18 protein-coding genes and 1 pseudogene are annotated in these 16829 nt (G+C 45.4%); 5 read left to right on the top strand and 14 right to left on the bottom strand.

Features of this window, described 5'->3' with window-relative positions; translation table 11 throughout:
• Positions 1–13 precede the first annotated feature (13 nt).
• From GT360_RS00845 to GT360_RS00835, 3 genes and pseudogenes are all read right to left on the bottom strand, one after another.
• Positions 14–634, bottom strand: a complete 621-nt coding sequence (locus GT360_RS00845) for a lysoplasmalogenase family protein (protein ID WP_164647091.1) — start codon at positions 632–634, stop codon at positions 14–16.
• An 844-nt stretch (positions 635–1478) separates the two neighbouring features.
• Positions 1479–1917: pseudogene (gene tnpA, locus GT360_RS00840) on the bottom strand (IS200/IS605 family transposase).
• A 173-nt stretch (positions 1918–2090) separates the two neighbouring features.
• On the bottom strand, positions 2091–2456 hold the full coding sequence (locus GT360_RS00835; protein ID WP_164647090.1) for a DUF4145 domain-containing protein: 366 nt from the start codon (positions 2454–2456) through the stop codon (positions 2091–2093).
• Between the two features lie 227 nt (positions 2457–2683).
• Here GT360_RS00835 and GT360_RS00830 point away from each other — a divergent pair, with 227 nt between their 5' ends.
• Positions 2684–3019: a DUF2500 domain-containing protein gene (locus GT360_RS00830; RefSeq protein ID WP_164647089.1), complete on the top strand. Its 336-nt coding sequence runs from the start codon at positions 2684–2686 to the stop codon at positions 3017–3019.
• Here GT360_RS00830 and GT360_RS00825 read toward each other — a convergent pair.
• The 6 genes from GT360_RS00825 to GT360_RS00800 form a co-directional block, all read right to left on the bottom strand.
• Positions 3016–4029 carry an acyltransferase gene (locus GT360_RS00825; protein WP_164647088.1) on the bottom strand — a complete coding sequence of 338 codons (1014 nt, stop codon included), beginning with the start codon at positions 4027–4029 and terminating at the stop codon, positions 3016–3018. The genes GT360_RS00830 and GT360_RS00825 overlap by 4 nt on opposite strands.
• 108 nt (positions 4030–4137) lie before the next feature.
• The gene (arsJ, locus tag GT360_RS00820; RefSeq protein WP_164647087.1) at positions 4138–5358 is read right to left on the bottom strand and encodes an organoarsenical effux MFS transporter ArsJ; all 1221 of its coding nucleotides are present in this window, start codon (positions 5356–5358) and stop codon (positions 4138–4140) included.
• A 68-nt stretch (positions 5359–5426) separates the two neighbouring features.
• Positions 5427–5915, bottom strand: a complete 489-nt coding sequence (locus tag GT360_RS00815) for a cyclin-dependent kinase inhibitor 3 family protein (RefSeq protein WP_164647086.1) — start codon at positions 5913–5915, stop codon at positions 5427–5429.
• A 22-nt stretch (positions 5916–5937) separates the two neighbouring features.
• A complete protein-coding gene (locus GT360_RS00810; RefSeq protein ID WP_164647085.1) occupies positions 5938–6939 on the bottom strand; it encodes an ArsJ-associated glyceraldehyde-3-phosphate dehydrogenase in 1002 nt (333 codons plus the stop codon).
• Between the two features lie 27 nt (positions 6940–6966).
• Positions 6967–7305: a metalloregulator ArsR/SmtB family transcription factor gene (locus tag GT360_RS00805; RefSeq protein WP_164647084.1), complete on the bottom strand. Its 339-nt coding sequence runs from the start codon at positions 7303–7305 to the stop codon at positions 6967–6969.
• A gap of 126 nt (positions 7306–7431) precedes the next feature.
• On the bottom strand, positions 7432–8658 hold the full coding sequence (locus GT360_RS00800; RefSeq protein WP_164647083.1) for an EAL and HDOD domain-containing protein: 1227 nt from the start codon (positions 8656–8658) through the stop codon (positions 7432–7434).
• 277 nt (positions 8659–8935) lie between these two features.
• Here GT360_RS00800 and GT360_RS00795 point away from each other — a divergent pair, with 277 nt between their 5' ends.
• Together GT360_RS00795 and GT360_RS00790 are read left to right on the top strand one after the other, a co-directional pair.
• Positions 8936–9925 carry an alpha/beta fold hydrolase gene (locus tag GT360_RS00795; RefSeq protein ID WP_164647082.1) on the top strand — a complete coding sequence of 330 codons (990 nt, stop codon included), beginning with the start codon at positions 8936–8938 and terminating at the stop codon, positions 9923–9925.
• Positions 9926–10077: 152 nt separating this feature from the next.
• The gene (locus GT360_RS00790) at positions 10078–10899 is read left to right on the top strand and encodes a Cof-type HAD-IIB family hydrolase (RefSeq protein WP_164647081.1); all 822 of its coding nucleotides are present in this window, start codon (positions 10078–10080) and stop codon (positions 10897–10899) included.
• A gap of 80 nt (positions 10900–10979) precedes the next feature.
• Here GT360_RS00790 and GT360_RS00785 read toward each other — a convergent pair whose 3' ends face one another.
• The gene (locus tag GT360_RS00785; RefSeq protein ID WP_164647080.1) at positions 10980–11444 is read right to left on the bottom strand and encodes an EVE domain-containing protein; all 465 of its coding nucleotides are present in this window, start codon (positions 11442–11444) and stop codon (positions 10980–10982) included.
• A gap of 38 nt (positions 11445–11482) precedes the next feature.
• Here GT360_RS00785 and GT360_RS00780 point away from each other — a divergent pair, with 38 nt between their 5' ends.
• Together GT360_RS00780 and GT360_RS00775 are read left to right on the top strand one after the other, a co-directional pair.
• Complete coding sequence (locus GT360_RS00780; RefSeq protein WP_164647079.1) at positions 11483–13039, top strand: COG3650 family protein; 1557 nt, start codon at positions 11483–11485, stop codon at positions 13037–13039.
• Positions 13039–13626, top strand: a complete 588-nt coding sequence (locus GT360_RS00775; protein ID WP_164647078.1) for a tRNA-uridine aminocarboxypropyltransferase — start codon at positions 13039–13041, stop codon at positions 13624–13626. The genes GT360_RS00780 and GT360_RS00775 overlap by 1 nt, the downstream gene beginning before the upstream one ends.
• Here GT360_RS00775 and yigB read toward each other — a convergent pair.
• Genes yigB through dapF form a run of 4 tightly spaced genes read right to left on the bottom strand, consistent with a single transcriptional unit; the run spans position 13623 to position 16825 of the window.
• Positions 13623–14336 carry a 5-amino-6-(5-phospho-D-ribitylamino)uracil phosphatase YigB gene (yigB, locus tag GT360_RS00770; RefSeq protein WP_164647077.1) on the bottom strand — a complete coding sequence of 238 codons (714 nt, stop codon included), beginning with the start codon at positions 14334–14336 and terminating at the stop codon, positions 13623–13625. The genes GT360_RS00775 and yigB overlap by 4 nt on opposite strands.
• Positions 14333–15265 carry a tyrosine recombinase XerC gene (gene xerC, locus GT360_RS00765; protein ID WP_164647076.1) on the bottom strand — a complete coding sequence of 311 codons (933 nt, stop codon included), beginning with the start codon at positions 15263–15265 and terminating at the stop codon, positions 14333–14335. The genes yigB and xerC overlap by 4 nt, the downstream gene beginning before the upstream one ends.
• The gene (locus GT360_RS00760) at positions 15237–15944 is read right to left on the bottom strand and encodes a DUF484 family protein (protein WP_164647075.1); all 708 of its coding nucleotides are present in this window, start codon (positions 15942–15944) and stop codon (positions 15237–15239) included. The genes xerC and GT360_RS00760 overlap by 29 nt, the downstream gene beginning before the upstream one ends.
• Positions 15945–15994: 50 nt before the next feature.
• The gene (dapF, locus tag GT360_RS00755) at positions 15995–16825 is read right to left on the bottom strand and encodes a diaminopimelate epimerase (protein WP_164647074.1); all 831 of its coding nucleotides are present in this window, start codon (positions 16823–16825) and stop codon (positions 15995–15997) included.
• Positions 16826–16829 lie beyond the last annotated feature (4 nt).

Here is a 16829-nt window from a genome sequence, read left to right as displayed (position 1 = left end):
ACTGTGATTATTTCTAGATTAGAACAGATGCCACTATCAGAGCATTCGCCAATAAGAACAAGAAAGATGAGAGTCGGCGATCTTGCCAAAGCACCGCTTGGTCGACTCTTAGAGAGACCAAGATGACCGAGATTGGCATAAGTAAGCACCCTAGAAAGCCTAACAAGTTCGATAGGTTTGGCGAACTCAGCCAAACCTCACCTGCAGCACAAGCCAGTTCTACAGCAATGAAGCCTGTTATTGCCGTGGGCACTAATGTGCTATCAATCCTTGGGAGCAATAATAAAAATAGCACGATAGCAACAGCAAAGAGTAGTGCAGGTAACCACAGGAACACTGGCCCTTCGAGCTGTTGCCAAAATGCCCAACTAAAACAGAGCTGTGACGAGATAAAGGCTAGGTAGCTTAGACGTCGTCGCTGTTTAACAAAAAACAGAATATCAGCTCCAGCACTGCTGACCAAACCCGTTGAAATGGCAAGCAGCAAACTAAAACTGAGCTCTGCTTTAAAGACACCCAACAATAAGCAAGCAAATGAGAGCAGTTTAAACAGTATTGCTTTGGTTGAGTTACGACCTAATGCCGCTTCACTGCCCAACAACCCTGACAATGCAACCGTAAACCAAAACCACATATAAACCACCTAGAATGAACTGAGATGGCCAGTGTATGGCGTAGTGATGTGAAGTCTAGTCAGCAAGCTCAAAACTTGGATCTAGATGAGCTAACCAAGTAAAACTCTCACTTTACCTCTTTTAGCCTTAGTTTTTCACTAGCATCGCAATAAGTATACCTACACCTTTGATTTTGATACTTAAAATCGAAAAAACCATGGTGAAGACAATAGAAAACCAAAACAAAATAACACTTTAAATCAGTGATTTATAATTAATATTTTAAAGGCAAACGTTTGCCTGAGCCGTGATGGCCATTTGTCTTCTGAATCATCATTGATAGTCAGCTTAAGTAACGCTCTTTAAGAGAGTGGTATGACAAGTAGATATACTGGCTAGTTAAATGGCGAAAACCAACCCTATTTGAGGAATAACACCTAGCTTAACTACCAAGGCCCTATAATCGTATGATTAAAATTAAACCACATAAAAACCAAAGATAAAATAATTTAAAATCAGCACTTTAATCCACAACTACATTTCCATTAACATTATAAACACCTAAAATAACCATGACAAATACCTAACAAAAGCACCTTATCGACTCGATAAAGTTAATTTTTTGTCGCCTTTAAGATCTAATTTGCACTTAACACTAAAAAGTATTATTATCTTCACATCACAAGAATTTAGGAGCAGTGGCAAGATGACTTCATCTCAAAAGCAAGGATTGGTAATGATTGCAGTGGTATTCGGTCTGATGACACTGCCAATGATGTACTAATCTCATCAAAAAAGTAAACTGACCGCCTTCTGAGAAGGCGGTTTTGCTTTGAGCCCCCTATAAGGGGGCAAACGAGATGGTTAGTCCATCTTCATCTCCAACTGAGCCTCGTGCTCCAACTCTTTCTTCTCCTGGTGACGTACATACCTTCGTATAATTTGCTCGTTAACACCAATCGTGTCCACAAAGTAACCTTTTGCCCAGAAATGATTTCCCCACAATCGTTTTCTTATATGTGGAAATTTGTTGAACAATCGGATTGCAGCCCTTCCCTTTAGTACCCCCATTAGAGTCGATATCGAGACTTTAGGCGGCACTATTATTACCAGATGAACGTGATCTTCTTGGATACTCAGCTCTAGGACTTCGCAATCTTTCATATTGCACAAAAATGTAGATTGACCGGTAGAGCTCTTTGGCTACATTACCTTTCAAAATCCTGAACCTATACTTTGGCGTCCATACAATATGGTATTTGCAACGCCAATATACATGTGATGAACTTCTATAGTCGCTCATGTTATTTGTTTCCTCTTACTTGTGGTGAATAAGAGATTAACTTTTAACATGGGCACTCCTTCGGGCAAGAGCCCAAAGGGACAATCACCACCGCCCTAGGCGGTGGTTTAGGGCCTATAACAAAAAGGGGGACGCACAGCGTCCCCCTTTTTAGTACCACTTTTTCAATTCAACTACAGAAAACGCTCTAGCGTATCCCAGTGAATGTAATAAAAAACAATGGCCATCGTAGTTATCAATACCATCAACCACATTGCCGCTCGCCAAATGAAACGACTGCTCCTTGGTGTTAGATCTTCCTCACACAAATCACATGCCGCGAAAAAATCATCCACTTCTTTGAACGCAAAGTCTTCTTCGTGAACCACTTTGTTTCTTATGGTCGCAACAAAACGCAGTCGACTAATCACATCATGAGGCAAGCGCTCTTCACAGCTAGAGATCAGCTGATGTAAACCTCGCCCCTCGGCATGGTACTGTGCTCTCAATAACTTCTCTAATCGTCGAGTACGGACAACCACTTTTTCGATATCAGACATAGTGACCTCCCTACCTACGTATGTCCTTTTCACTAATTCTTTATCAGCTCATTAGATAATTCGAGTCTTTTTGTTCATAACTGTGTACTACACCAAGTAACGAAGGTGAAATCACCTCGACAAATCTGATATTTCAATAAGATATGCGTCACGAAATGTATGGCTTATTGTGATTTTTGGAGAAACCGCAGAGTAATATTGTTACAGCTCAATAAAGGAGATAGAGGATGCTTTCACCACTTTTTGTCACAATAGGGTTATTAGCGATATTAGCAGGCTGGTTGTGTTGGAAGAACTTCACCCAGCACAATCAAGGCCTCAATGCTCCCGAGCAAACCGTCAACGTGACAATACTCGACAAGCAAAGTATTGATATTGACTTGCAACGACAACAAATCGGTCAAGATACACAGGAGTATTGGATTTATGTACAAAAAGGCCACTTTGGACCTAAACGTGAGTTCCAAGTGACCCCGCACTATTATCAAGCCCTAACACCGGGGGATAAAGGCGCTTTAACCTATCGCGGCGATCAATTTATCCACTTTGCCTTACAACGCTAAGGGAGCATCCAGCGAGTCCATTTTGATTGTGCAAAACACCAGCTCAACCCAAGAGCGCCGGCACCACTGATCACGATCCATACCGGAATAACCCAAACAGGGTGCCCCTGATGCCAGCCATACTCTTTCATCGGCCAAAGGAAGATAGGGTGAAGAATATAAATACCTAAGCTGTATTGGCTAACCAGGCTCACCACCCTCTGCTTTCCTTGAGATAAGCCTTCGCCGAAATATCGGCACAGCATAAAGACCATTGAAGCGGCCAGAATGACATTCAGTGTTTTGTATGAAAACCAGCGTCCCACTGAATACTCACCATTGGCCACACTGAGCTGCACGACCATGGTGACCGTTAATACTAACGCAGCGATGCCTAACAAAACTGAAATTGCGACGGGCTTACGCTGCAAGGGTACCTTTTTGAACAACAGGTAACCCAAAGGTAAATAACCACTGAATAACCATAATTCATTGCTCCAAAAGCCATCGATCCGTAGTAGGAACAGTAAGCTAGTGACTAACCAGACACCCACATAGGCATACAAAGCTGGCTCACCATATTGGCGTAGAGCCCACTGAAAAAGTGGGATCACGAAATAGAGTGGGATAAAGTAATAGAAGAAGCCGAGGTGGTAGTAAGTGGCATGGTGTAGACTTTCTCCTAATACCGTTTGACTCACCTGTGCATCAAAGCCTTGAGCAGTCCAGCCAGAGAAATAAGCATAAAACAGCGACCAGAGAATAAAGGGGATCAACACCTTCCCAAGCCTTCGTTTGACATAGTACTTGCCATCAAACGGGCGTGTGTCTGACAACATCAGCGCACCTGAAATCAGAATAAAAACTGGAACCGCCCAACGGCTAATACCATTCACCGTGATCGCCGTCAGCCATTGGTCAAAAGGTATCGAGTTAAGTTCATGTCGATAAGGGGCCAATACATGTATTGCAATAACCGCAACAGCGGCAACACATCGCATCATATCAAAACACAGAACCCGTTCTCTCATCACTATCCCTTAGCCATTAATCGTTCGTATGTCTTTGACTATAGCAATAAAAAAGCTGACCAAGCTATGCTTTGGTCAGCTTTATGTACAGAGTCAGTGAAGTTTGCACTACGCCGTTGCGACTGGACGCACCTTTGGCAGCTTAATTGATATTAGCGCTGTGAGAATCAGAAATGCGAACGATACCCACAAGCAAGCGGCTAGCCCTGCAACTTGGAACACCCATCCAGAGAGAACCGTACCAATCAAACGGCCCATCGCATTTGCCATGTAATAGAAGCCCACATCAAGAGAAACTCCATCACCCTTTGCATAGCTCACTATCAGGTACGAGTGCAGTGATGAGTTGACGGCAAAAATCGCCCCGAACAACAAAAGACCAAACACGATGACAAATTGAGGGTGCCACTCATACTGCACACCAAGCGCGATAAGCCCGGTCACCATCGCAAGCAAAACGGCCCAAATAAGCGCGGCTCCACCATTAGGAACACGGCCATCGGCTTTACCCGTAATACGAGGAGCAATACCTTGTACAAAACCATACGCGATAACCCAAAGGGCTAGAAAACCACCTACCCAAAGATGATCCCAACCGAACACGCTTCCAAGATAAATCGGTAGCGCGACCACAAACCACACATCACGCGCACCGAACAAGAACATGCGAGCTGCGGAGAGGATGTTGATGGATTCCGACTTAGAGAAAATTTGGCTAAATTTCGGCTTTGACTTGGCTTTACCTAAATCACTCTCAAGGAAGATCAGGCTACCTATCAATACCACCAGCAGCACTGCAGCCATAATTGCGACGGCCACTTGGAAACCAAATGCCATTAAAAGAGCACCACCTAAGAAAAAGCCTGCCCCTTTCAACGCGTTTTTTGAACCCGTTAGAATAGCAACCCATTTATAAAGAGCCCCTTGCTGTTCGTCAGGAACCAAGGTCTTTATCGAGCTTTTCGCACTCATCTTATTCAAATCTTTGGCGATGCCCGATAGTGCTTGAGCAGCCATCACCCATGGAATCGTCAGCCATGTGCTTGGTACTGCAAGCATAGCAAGGGCAAATATTTGCATTCCTAAGCCAATATTCATGGTCTTATTCAGACCCAGTCGTGCACCAAGCCATCCTCCGATAAGGTTGGTCACCACACCAAAAAATTCATAGAAAAGGAACAGGGACGCTATCGCTAAAGAGCTATACCCTAAGTCGTGAAAGTACAGTACCACCAGCATACGCAAGGCACCGTCAGTAAGGGTAAAGTTCCAGTAGTTAAACGTAACAAGGATGTATTGACGAATACTTTTGTCGAGTTGAGCAATCATAATCAATGACCGAATGGGGAAAGAAGAGCTTTTGGATCATGGCAACCCAAAAGCTCATAGAGGGGTAATTACTGCGCGACCGACTGGATGTAGTCGATCTGTACTGGCTTAGTAAAAGCGCCAGGACGCAGAGCTTTAACCTGCTCAAAGATAGTCTCTAGTGACCACTCTTTTTCTAACAGAAGGTGTGCAGCCAAAAGACCTGTACGACCCGAACCGCCCATGCAGTGCATCGCTACCTTACCGCCATTATCAACAACAGCATGCAATGCAGGGCTAGCCGCTTGCCACTTAGCGGCAAATTCAGCACCCGGTGCACAGTCGTCTTCAATTTCGATTTGGAACCATTGCATACCAAGCGCTTGTGTTTTCTCACCCAGTGCTGCAACGTCTTTGCTTGCAAGTTCTGCATCATCAAGTGCGGTTACAATCGCTTCAACGCCCTGCTCTTTTAGCTGAGCTAGAGAAGCATCAAGGTCTGTTTCTTTTGTGCCTGGGCATGGCGTTAGGATGAGTGCACCTTTTTCTAAGTCTAGTTGCCATGTTGGATGTGTCATTGTTATCTCCTAATTCTCTAACTTACGCCAAGCCTACTTTACGCACTAACTCAGCAGTACGTGTTGCATAACCCATTTCATTGTCGTACCAAGCGTAGATCTTCACCATACGCTTGCCCACTAGCATGGTTGATAGTGCATCAACGATGGTTGAGCGTTGGTCACCCTTATAATCGATAGAGACTAGCGGGCGCTCTTCATAGCCAAGAATGCCTTTTAGCTCGTTCTCTGAAGCTTCTTTGAGCAGCGCGTTAACTTCCTCTGCTGTCGTGTCTTGCTTCACCTCAAAGATAATATCGGTTAGAGAGGCATTCGCTAGCGGTACACGCACAGCGTGACCGTTAATACGGTTCTCTAGCTCAGGGAAGATTTCAACGATAGCCTTTGCAGAGCCGGTTGTTGTCGGGATCAAACTCATACCGCATGCACGAGCACGACGCAGATCCTTGTGCGGTGCATCTAGAATGGTTTGCGTGTTCGTCAGATCATGAATCGTGGTGAATGACGCGTTCTCAATCCCCAATTTCTCGTTAATAACCTTAACCACCGGTGCAATACAGTTGGTGGTACAAGACGCAGCAGTAACAATTTTGTGCACTGCAGGTTCGAAAATCTCATCATTCACACCTACGACGATGTTCGCGATGCCGTCTTCTTTTACAGGTGCAGAAACCACAACGCGCTTAACGCCTTGAGCGAGGTATTTATTCAGGAACTCCGACTTGCGATGAACGCCTGTTGCTTCAATAACAACATCGCAGCCAGACCAATCAATCGCGTCGATATCGCGCTCTTGAGTCGTTTTGACACGCTGACCGTCAATGATCATCTCACTACCTTCAGCTGTCACTTCGTGATGCCAGCGACCTTGAACAGAATCAAACTCTAAAAGGTGGGCAAGGGTCGCAGTATCACCCGCAACATCATTGATGAGTACAAACTCTAGCTCTTCCCAGTCAAACGCTGCACGCAGTGCAAGACGACCAATACGACCAAAACCATTAATTCCGACTTTAATTGTCATAACTCTTATTCTCTCTATCGAGTCAAATTAATCACAGCAAGAGGCACGATTCATGCCCTGCAATCGATTCAAATCTTGTTGATACTCTGCTTTCAAGCATTGTGATGCAGCAATATCTTCAATCACTTTCTTTGCCCACCCAGGCAGATTCTCTGCCAGATGGTAATAAACCCACTGTCCACGACGCTCATCACGAACGAGACCCTGCGCTCTCAGTTGAGCTAAGTGACGGGATACTTTAGGCTGGCTCTCTTGAATGGCTTCAGTGAGTTCACCAACACATATGCCGCTTTCTCGAGCAATCAGAAGTAAACAGCGTACTCGCGTCTCATCTGACAGTAGTTTGAAAAACTGATGTGGTAGCATAATTTAAATTCACATATACGGATAGGCAGATATAAACATATCTTAGTTTACAAGGCAAGCTTGTGCCGTTCACAGTCATAAAAGTTTAACAATAAGGATAGCGGTAAAAACTAGAAGGTGGGGAAGCTATGAAATTTGAGAGATTTCGTGGCTCCATTGTTGAGCCTGCATACATTCATTTACTAGTTGGTCGTAATCAAAGTCTAACTGCTGGCAAATCTGTTTAACCACAGACCACTCACCGCGCTCAAAACTTTCTTCTGCTTGAAGCAACAAGCCATAAGGACCGGTTCGAGAGATCAACGCGTCCTTGATCGACTCATCAACAGGAAGATCGCCAACGATCGCTTCTATCGATACATCGAGTAGTGAGTCTAACATCGAGAATAAACCGATCATAAACGCCCGTTCACGATGCTCGGTAAAAGGGTTTTTCGCGGACATCTGCTGACAAAACTGTGCTCTTTGCAGAGAAAGTGTGTAGACCTCACGTGGTTTTTTGCCACTAACATAAGAAGCTAATGCGAGAGAGAGAAACATTTTTAGCTTCTCTTGCCCAAGGTACACTAACGCCTGACGAAATGAGGAAATTTGTACCGACACCCTATCAGACATAGTGTTGACAAACTTGAGCAACTTAAAGGACAAAGTGACATCTTGAGTAACAATTGACTCAAGCTTAGCAAAATCGACTTCTTTGCGACAAATCTCCTGGAAGAGCTGCATCGCGATGAGATATTCAGGGCTCACGTATCGCTGCTTTAACACCTCTGGCTTACTGAAAAAGTACCCCTGAAAAAAACTAAACCCAGCTTCTTTTGTTCGGTGAAACTCCTCGATAGATTCCACTTTTTCTGCCAGAAAGAGTTTACGAGTACCCTTTTGCTTCATCTCTTCCACCATTTGACAGGCACCTTCAATCCCCATCTGCACCAAGTCGACTTTAATGATACGCACAAAGGGTAAAAAGCGTGACCATTCTGGCGTATACACAAAATCATCTAGAGCGATGAGATAACCCGCTCGATGAAGTTCTTTTAGTGCGAGCAATAACTCTTCTGTTGGAGGACACGATTCTAATACTTCGACCACTATTTTATCTTTCGGGAGGGTGAGTGGTAGCTTCCTAATTAAGGATTCATAAGGAAAATTAATAAAGCAGCGTGATTGATTTACCGATGGATTTGTTCCAAAAGATAGGAAATTTTCAGCGATTAAACGATAGGTCGCACGATTGGACTCTATATGCGCGGGAAATGCATTACTCTCACCATCGCGAAACAATAGCTCATACCCTAGCGTATGACGCTTGGCATTAAAAATAGGCTGACGTGCGATATAAGTACTTGGCATAACTGATAAAATCCACTTTATCTTCCAATAGAAATTCCAAACCCTGGATAGGTAGAGCAAAGTAACAAATGCGAATAACGATGAAAAGTAATTTACTCAAAAAGTACGACTATTTCGCTATTATGCGCAGTATATTCATGATAAATATGTAAAAAACAATTAATACACTAAACAAATAACCATTTTGAAATTAATTTTTCATTTTTAATCAGGCACAATATTCGAGATATACTTTGTCTTAATCATTTTTATTTATCTGTGCTCATCAAGGACTTTTATGCCCCAACTCTCTCCTTATTCGCTTTCCCAAGAGTCTGAATTTGAACAGTCTATTTGTGGGAATATCTTTAAAGTATGGCAACAGCGCCAAGAGGGAGAATTTTCGACCACCGATGGCAAACGCATTGCTTGGTGTAAGCTGACGAACAGCCAACACACTAAAGCGATTGTCGTGGTCAATGGACGTGTCGAATCCTATTGGAAGTACCAAGAGCTGTTTTTCGACCTGTATAACCAGGGCTTTGATGTTTATTCCTTTGATCATCGTGGCCAAGGTCTATCAGAGCGCTTAACCTCTAACAAAGACATCGGCTATGTTGATAAGTTTGATGATTACGTGCATGACCTTGCATGTCTCATCGACCACTTTTCACTCGAGGACTATCAGTCGCGATACCTCCTGGCTCATTCAATGGGAGGGGCGATTACCACTCGCTATCTTCAAGAGTATCAACCCCAGCAATTTAAAGCGGTGGCCCTCACTGCTCCTATGATGGGGATAGAGATGCCAAGCTACCTTGCTCCAATCGCAAAGCCGCTGATTTATTTGATGAGCAAGCTAGCGAGGGAGCCACAGTATGCCCCGGGCCATAAAGCCTATTACGCGAAACCATTTGCAGATAACCCCCTCACGCAAAGTGCCGGCCGTTATCACTGGTTCAGAGATCTCTACGAAGAGATGCCACAACTTAAACTCGGCGGCCCAAGCACCCACTGGGTGTGGCAAAGTCTCGATGCGATCCAAGATATCTATGCGGATGCAGAAGATATTTCATTGCCTCTTTTGATGCTTCAAGCAAGTGAAGATAAAATCGTGTCTAACTCGGCACAGATTCGATTTATGCGCAGACTGGCGCGAACCCGAAAAGACTGTGCACTAAAAATTGTTTACAGAGCGCGACATGAGCTGCTATTTGAGCAAGACAGCTACCGACAAGAGACCTTAGACACCATCTTTACTTTCTTCGAGAACCACTCGACATCGTAATCAACTATTAAAGGGGGAAATCATCTTGTGAATGTTTACCCTCTTTCTTTTCCTCTTTTTCATCTAGAATAAAATCAATTGTTAAGGTTTGGCAGAGCACTCCGCTACCTTGATTGAGCACTCGCTCTTTTTTCTACATGATTGAGAGAATTATGAACGCAAAGACACCTTATTCTATTGTTGCCTCTGACCTCGATGGTACTTTGCTGGCACCCAACCACCAGCTCAGTGATTTCACCAAGCAGACACTAAACACTCTATCAGAACAAGGGTTCACCTTTATTTTTGCCACCGGCCGACACCACGTTGACGTTGCTGGTATTCGCAAGACGGCGGGAATCCCTGCCTACATGATTACCTCAAATGGCGCTCGCGTTCATGATCAAAATGACAAACTCATGTACAGCAATAACGTGCCAAGTGAGATCGTGCAGAACATCGTTGATCTTGCCAAGGACGATAGAAACCTGTTTATCCACCTCTATCGTAATGAAGAGTGGATGCTAGACAGGCACGATCCAACCCTCGCAAACTTCCATGAAGAGAGCGGATTTAATTACCAACTCTTCGATGCCCATGCAGCGCCAACTGAGGGGATTGCGAAAATTTTCTTTACTCATCCAGAGAAAGATCATGACTATCTGGTTGTGCTAGAAGACAAACTGAACCAACACTTTGGCGACCAAGTGAATGTGGCTTTTTCAACGCCTTGGTGTCTTGAAGTCATGGCTGCGGGTGTGTCTAAAGGTGAAGCATTAAAAGCCGTTGCAGAGTCGCTTGGCAAGTCGCTACAAGACTGTATCGCGTTTGGTGATGGTATGAATGATGTGGAGATGCTGACTATGGCTGGCAAAGGACTGGTTATGGCAGATTCTCATGCGAAAGTGTTTAACGCACTCCCGAAGAATGAAGTCATTGGCAGCAATGCTGATGATGCTGTTGCCGTTTACCTTAAAGAGCAGCTCCTGATGTAAGTGCTCCCCCCAGTACTTGCACTTGCTCGAACACTAGGCAGTCTCTCGACTGCCTTTTTATTTTTTCGGCTTAATGTCAATCATTTGGCTAGAGTCTCTTTGGTTAATATCGCTTGCCACTCGATTTCTGAAACTGGCATCACCGACAGACGATTTCCTCGCTTAACCAAAGGAAGTTCACTGAGTTCCGGCATTGATTTCAGTAGCGCTAAAGGGATCAGGCGCTCGGTTTTACGCACAAACTCAATGTCCACCATCATCCACCTTGGATTACTCGGATCGGACTTAGCATCGCAATAGTCACTTTGCGGATCAAAAGCAAAATGATCCGGATATGACTCTTTGACAACGCGTGCGATGCCAGCAATTCCAACCTGTTTACAGGACGAGTGATAGATGAAAACCAAATCACCTTGTTTTACGTCATCACGCAACATGTTTCGCGCCTGATAATTACGAACCCCTTCCCAACATGAGTTTTTTTGCGCCCTCAGGGTATCAATAGAAAATGTGTCTGGTTCGGTTTTAAACAGCCAATATGCCATAATCAGATCCATCTATTTGAACATCAGGAAGATATATCATGAAGGCGTTGAGAAACCCAGCAGCAATCAGCATGCTTATGATGCTGCAAGCCTGCTCCAGTCCCTCTAACACATCAACCGATACTAGTGAGGCACCCGCAAACCTTGCAAGCTTAGATGCACCAGAGAGTATTCAGCCACAACCGTTCATCATTCGTGGAGAGGTTGTGGTTGGCCACGAGGTTAGAACGATTATGCCTTGTGGCAGCCAGCAGCAATATTGGCTCAATATGCCGAGTGATGTGGTGGAGCAAGCACTATTTCTTACCAGCCGTCCCTACCAGCCGATGTATGGAGAGTTTATCGGCTACCTGAAACCATCTAGTCATCACGGCTTTGATTCTGATTTCAACGCTGTCTTTCAGGTTGAGTCAATAAACCTACTAACAGCAGAAAACCCTCAGCGATGTGACATGCCACCTAGGCCAACTCGAGCATTTGGTAATGAACCTTTCTGGTCTACCAACTTTGAAGAGAAAGGCCTAGCGTTCAATATTCTTGGTGAAGAGCAAGTCCACTATCAAATTGAAGGTTCAACCATTTCAGGAGAAACGGACGCACAGCAGCGACGTTATCGTTTAAGCGATAATGCTCAGCTAAACATGATTCAAGACACCTGTAATGATGGCATGAGCGACTCTATCTATGGTTGGCAAGCCTCATTTGACAGTCAACAGCGTGAATATACAGGTTGTGCCACCTTATCAAACCAGGATCATAGTGAATCATGGGTGGGCTATTATCATGCTGAATCCACTGATAACCCACTGTTTACTGTGCACCTGGAACTTAATGCGGACCACAGTGCAGTGACCACTTACGAGTATTTAAACGATCAGCCCTCTACCGTTGAGCGTGGGTTTTGGCAACAACTCAATCCAACTCAAGTCCAAGTCACGATGACTCGCCACCAGCAGCAATATCTGGTATCGGAGCGGATTTTCACTCGAGATGGGCATCAGTTAACCGCCAAAAAAGAGAAGGTGAGTGAGATTGTCTACCCGATCGCCGACGGAGGTTTAACTTTATTCAAAGTGCAACAAGCTCAGGTTGAGAACGCATCTAGCAAAGCCCAGGGGCTTGGTACACAAAACATCAACGGCTCTGCACAGTTTGATAGCAAGGTGGATGTGACTCTGCGTGAATATTTCTCGCTGCACAAAACCGACCCTGCTAATACTAAATATCGTTGGCTAGAGCATGATCTCAATGGTGATGGAAACCCTGAGTTGCTCGTGCTTCTTGATTGGTGTGGCAGCGGCGGTTGTACCTTGCTTATCTTCGAAGACCATCAACAACAATGGCGCTTCAATAGTCGTATCACCCTCGTCAACACACCGATTCGTTTGGCAACAACCCAATCGAATGGTTGGCAAGATCTGGTGTTTGATGTTTACGGTGGTGGAGCACAAGCTGCGCAGCATCGCCTTAGTTATGGTGAGGCAAGCTATCCGCTAAACCCAAGTGTTGCTCCCGTGGTTGAATCGAATGAGGTCAGTGGCGTGTTGTTATTTGCAGACGGCGTTTACCCGACCCAAAAAGGTGTGGTGATGTAATGGCTCAATGCGCTAACTGCGGCCTCGCCTACCAGTGTATTTGTGATCAAATCCCAAAGCTAGAGAGCCAAGCCCACATCGCTCTACTCACGCATGAGAATGAGTTATCACGTGACACTAATACCGGCCAATGGGCAGGGAAAATGCTTTCACACTGCCAGGTTCATATTTGGCACAGAAAGTCGCCGCCTGAAACGTTCATTGAACAATTAAAAAGCGGTCACTTTGAGCCAGTACTTCTCTATCCAAGCTCGGACAGTCACCTTTTGAGCAATGAGACCGTGGAAAGTATGAACAAACCGCCTCTATTTATCGTGCTGGACGCAACATGGCAAGAAGCAAAGAAAATGCTCAATAGGAGCGATTGGTTGAAAACCATTCCTAAAGTGCACTTAGATATTGAGGGGGCATCACGCTATCAGCTCAGACGTAATCAATCACAAGGGCATCTTTGTACACTTGAGGTCGTCGCTGAGCTGCTAGAACTGAATGGTGATGCAAAGGATGGTCAAAAAATCGCACCATTTCTGGACCACTACACTCAGGTATTTAAGGCAGATAAGAGCGGACACGCACTCAAAAGTTAAAGCTCAAGCAGTGAAGCCAAGCGCGTAATTTCAACATCCGGTAGCGTTGTCGCGTGCTTGGCTTTCATCAAACAACTAGACTGATCGTTAATCCAACAGCTTTTAAGCCCCGCTAAATTAGCGCCACGAACATCTGAGCGTAAGTGGTCACCGACATGCAGTACTTTATCTGCTGGTAGGTTTAGTAAGTCCACAGCTTGTACAAATAGATCCGCATTCGGCTTGCTCAGACCATCAGGACCTGCTTTGTAAACGCGCTGAAAGTATTGCCCTAAGCCAATTCTTTCTACATCAACGTTACCATTGGTTATCGCTATCAATGGCATTCTTTTAGATAACTCACTCATAACGCGATGAGTTTCCTGCGGCACACTAAAGTCACTTCGCAAGCGCAACACCTCATCAATCGCTTCACCCGCGGCCTTCATCGCCTGCGCAGAACTATAGCCGAGAGCATTTAGACCTGACTCTATTTGGCGATAGCGCCAACGAGTCACGTCATGCTTTAGTTCTGGCTGTTCAGCTAACACCTGCAATTTTGTGTTGTGCCACCAGCTCAGAGAGCGCGTCTTGGAAATGGGGTGCTGCTCATGCAGCCACAACACCATCTGCTGCTCAACGCGACGGATGATGGGGCGATTGTCGTAGAGGGTATCATCGAGATCGAACGTCATCGCCTCAATGGTTGAAAATGGTCGATAGAAAATCATCCGTTATTGCCCTTTTTCTTCGCTCGTGGGTGCGCTTGATCATACGCCTGTGCAAGGTGCTGGAAGTCTAAGTGCGTGTAGATTTGGGTGGTGGAGATATTCTCATGCCCCAGTAGCTCTTGAACTGCTCGTAGGTTGTTGCTTGACTCTAAAACGTGCGTTGCAAAAGAGTGGCGCAACTTGTGTGGGCTAATATGACTGGCGACACCTTGTTTTTGTCCCCATTCCGCCATGCGTTTCTGAATATTACGGTGCGAGATACGCTGTCCAAGCTTGGAGATAAACAAGGCTGGATCATCCCCTTTGAGTAAACTCGGTCTCACTTTCAACCAGCGCTCAACCCACTCCTTTGCTTGACCAGAAAACGGAACTTTACGCTCTTTATCCCCTTTACCTATAACGCGGATCTCACCACTCCGCAGATGCACATCGCGGACATCAATACTCACCAACTCCGCGAGACGCAGTCCGGCCCCATACATCAGTTCCATGATCGCGCGGTCACGAATCGCAAGTGGATCGTCGTCATCCACTTCCAGTAATTGACCGACTTCATCAACATCGAGGTTTTTTGGTAAAGGGCGCTGTTTGCGAGGTGCTGAAACACCTTTTGCAGGGTTGGCAGAGAGCTCTCCACGCAGGACTAAAAAATCAAAAAAGCTACGCAGCGACGAAAGACGTGTCGATAAACTACTCGCCTTCATTCCTTCGCGCATGCCTTTACTCGCCAACTGTCTAACCCAAGCGGCATCTACCTGGGTCCAGTCCTTTAACCCCATCTGGGCGAGGTGTTGAGCCATCGTCTCTAGCTGCTGCTTGTAGTTGCGTTGAGTATGAAGACTCAGTCCTTTTTCACTGCGCAAGTATTCGTAAAAGCGCAGCAAGGATTTTTCTAACCCTTTAGGCAGTGGTGCTACAGATTCGCTCATCCGCTACTACCGCTTTCCAAGGTTGAGTATTAATCACATGGGTAAGCACCATCGCAAGGTGGCGCAAAAACAGAGTATCCATCTGAGGTTGGAAGTGCCCACCATCTTCACTAGAAAAAGCGAGAAGACCAAAAGGCTGTTTGAATCCTAGAGGGAGGACGACGTATGAACCCAGTTCGGGTGCCTGTTCTTCATCGGAAAACAGGCTTTGACGATCAGTTTGTCGCAGACGCCCCAAATAAGCAGGTTTACCATTCAGATGGTTCGTCACGAAACGCTTGAAGACATCACCCGCTAATTGATATTGCGCTGATGGGCTATCCAGCAGCTTAATGTAAGCAACCAGGTTCAAATCTTGTGCAAGCTGTTCGACTGAGTCTATTGCATCGACAACAGAATCACTTTTGAGCACCTGCTCCTGCAAGCTCATAAAATCATGGAAAGTCTGGTCATTTTGTCTTGCAAGAGACATCAGAGCCGTAATTTCCTCTTCCAGCTCTTCAATTCGCTGACGTTGACGCTGCAATTGGACATGAACGAGAGAAACGGCACCTTGGTCTTGGTGCGGCAGAGCTAAACGCTCAACAAGCTCTGGACGAGACAAAAAGAAATCAGGGTGGTCACGTAAATATTCCGTCACCACCTCTGCAGTTAGCGCATTGGCTTCCACTTGAGACAAAATCAATCCCTGAGAGTATTAACAACTGTGCCTATTGTAGCGCACTCTTGCTAACAAGACAGCTGCCCATCAAAGACGTGTGTTGCAGGACCTGTCATATACAGTGGTTTGCCAGGCCCCTTCCATTGAATGTTCAGCTCACCGCCCGGCAAGGTAACCTTAACTTGTTCATCAAGCAGGCCTTGAACAATACCTACTGCAACCGCGCCACAAGCACCACTACCACAAGCTTGAGTTTCTCCTGCACCACGCTCATACACACGCAGGTTCACCGCATTGCGATTCAGTACTTGCATAAACCCTGCATTGACTCGCTCAGGGAAACGCTCATGAGATTCAAGTAGAGGGCCAAGCGTCTCTACGTCAGCCGTCAGTACATCATCGACAACGGTAACAACATGAGGGTTACCCATGCTCACTGCGCCACAGAACAAAGTCTTATCTTCAGCACGCAGAATATAGGTCTTCTCTTGTTGCTTTGCCTTAAATGGGATTTTACTTGGTTCGAACTCAGGCACTCCCATATTAACGGTCACCTGGTCATCTTCTTCAATATTGAGCACCATCTTGCCTTTCTTGGTGCTGACGCTAATGCTGAACTTGTTCGTTAGCCCTTTCATCCGCACAAAACGCGCAAAACAACGAGCGCCATTGCCACACTGCTCTACTTCACTGCCATCGGCATTAAAGATGCGATAGTGGAAATCAGTTTCAGGATCATAAGGAGCCTCGACCACTAGAAGTTGATCAAAGCCTACCCCCGTATGACGATCCGCTAAGCGACGGATCAGATCCGGTGAAAAGAAGATATTTTGGGTGATACAATCAACGACCATAAAGTCGTTACCCAAACCATGCATTTTAGAAAAATGGAAGTGCATGAGA

It is taken from the genome of Vibrio astriarenae (genome assembly GCF_010587385.1).
GTDB lineage: Bacteria > Pseudomonadota > Gammaproteobacteria > Enterobacterales > Vibrionaceae > Vibrio > Vibrio astriarenae.
The sequence above is the reverse complement of the archived record's forward strand: the minus strand, read 5'-3'. Positions and strand labels throughout refer to the sequence as shown.

Bases quoted from the DNA above. Each gene is read 5' to 3' on its own strand.
- GT360_RS00845 (WP_164647091.1), bottom strand. From the start codon at position 634: ATGTGGTTTTGGTTTACGGTTGCATTGTCAGGGTTGTTGGGCAGTGAA.
- GT360_RS00835 (WP_164647090.1), bottom strand. From the start codon at position 2,456: ATGTCTGATATCGAAAAAGTGGTTGTCCGTACTCGACGATTAGAGAAG.
- GT360_RS00830 (WP_164647089.1), top strand. From the start codon at position 2,684: ATGCTTTCACCACTTTTTGTCACAATAGGGTTATTAGCGATATTAGCA.
- GT360_RS00825 (WP_164647088.1), bottom strand. From the start codon at position 4,029: ATGAGAGAACGGGTTCTGTGTTTTGATATGATGCGATGTGTTGCCGCT.
- arsJ (WP_164647087.1), bottom strand. From the start codon at position 5,358: ATGATTGCTCAACTCGACAAAAGTATTCGTCAATACATCCTTGTTACG.
- GT360_RS00815 (WP_164647086.1), bottom strand. From the start codon at position 5,915: ATGACACATCCAACATGGCAACTAGACTTAGAAAAAGGTGCACTCATC.
- GT360_RS00810 (WP_164647085.1), bottom strand. From the start codon at position 6,939: ATGACAATTAAAGTCGGAATTAATGGTTTTGGTCGTATTGGTCGTCTT.
- GT360_RS00805 (WP_164647084.1), bottom strand. From the start codon at position 7,305: ATGCTACCACATCAGTTTTTCAAACTACTGTCAGATGAGACGCGAGTA.
- GT360_RS00800 (WP_164647083.1), bottom strand. From the start codon at position 8,658: ATGCCAAGTACTTATATCGCACGTCAGCCTATTTTTAATGCCAAGCGT.
- GT360_RS00795 (WP_164647082.1), top strand. From the start codon at position 8,936: ATGCCCCAACTCTCTCCTTATTCGCTTTCCCAAGAGTCTGAATTTGAA.
- GT360_RS00790 (WP_164647081.1), top strand. From the start codon at position 10,078: ATGAACGCAAAGACACCTTATTCTATTGTTGCCTCTGACCTCGATGGT.
- GT360_RS00785 (WP_164647080.1), bottom strand. From the start codon at position 11,444: ATGGCATATTGGCTGTTTAAAACCGAACCAGACACATTTTCTATTGAT.
- GT360_RS00780 (WP_164647079.1), top strand. From the start codon at position 11,483: ATGAAGGCGTTGAGAAACCCAGCAGCAATCAGCATGCTTATGATGCTG.
- GT360_RS00775 (WP_164647078.1), top strand. From the start codon at position 13,039: ATGGCTCAATGCGCTAACTGCGGCCTCGCCTACCAGTGTATTTGTGAT.
- yigB (WP_164647077.1), bottom strand. From the start codon at position 14,336: ATGATTTTCTATCGACCATTTTCAACCATTGAGGCGATGACGTTCGAT.
- xerC (WP_164647076.1), bottom strand. From the start codon at position 15,265: ATGAGCGAATCTGTAGCACCACTGCCTAAAGGGTTAGAAAAATCCTTG.
- dapF (WP_164647074.1), bottom strand. From the start codon at position 16,825: ATGCACTTCCATTTTTCTAAAATGCATGGTTTGGGTAACGACTTTATG.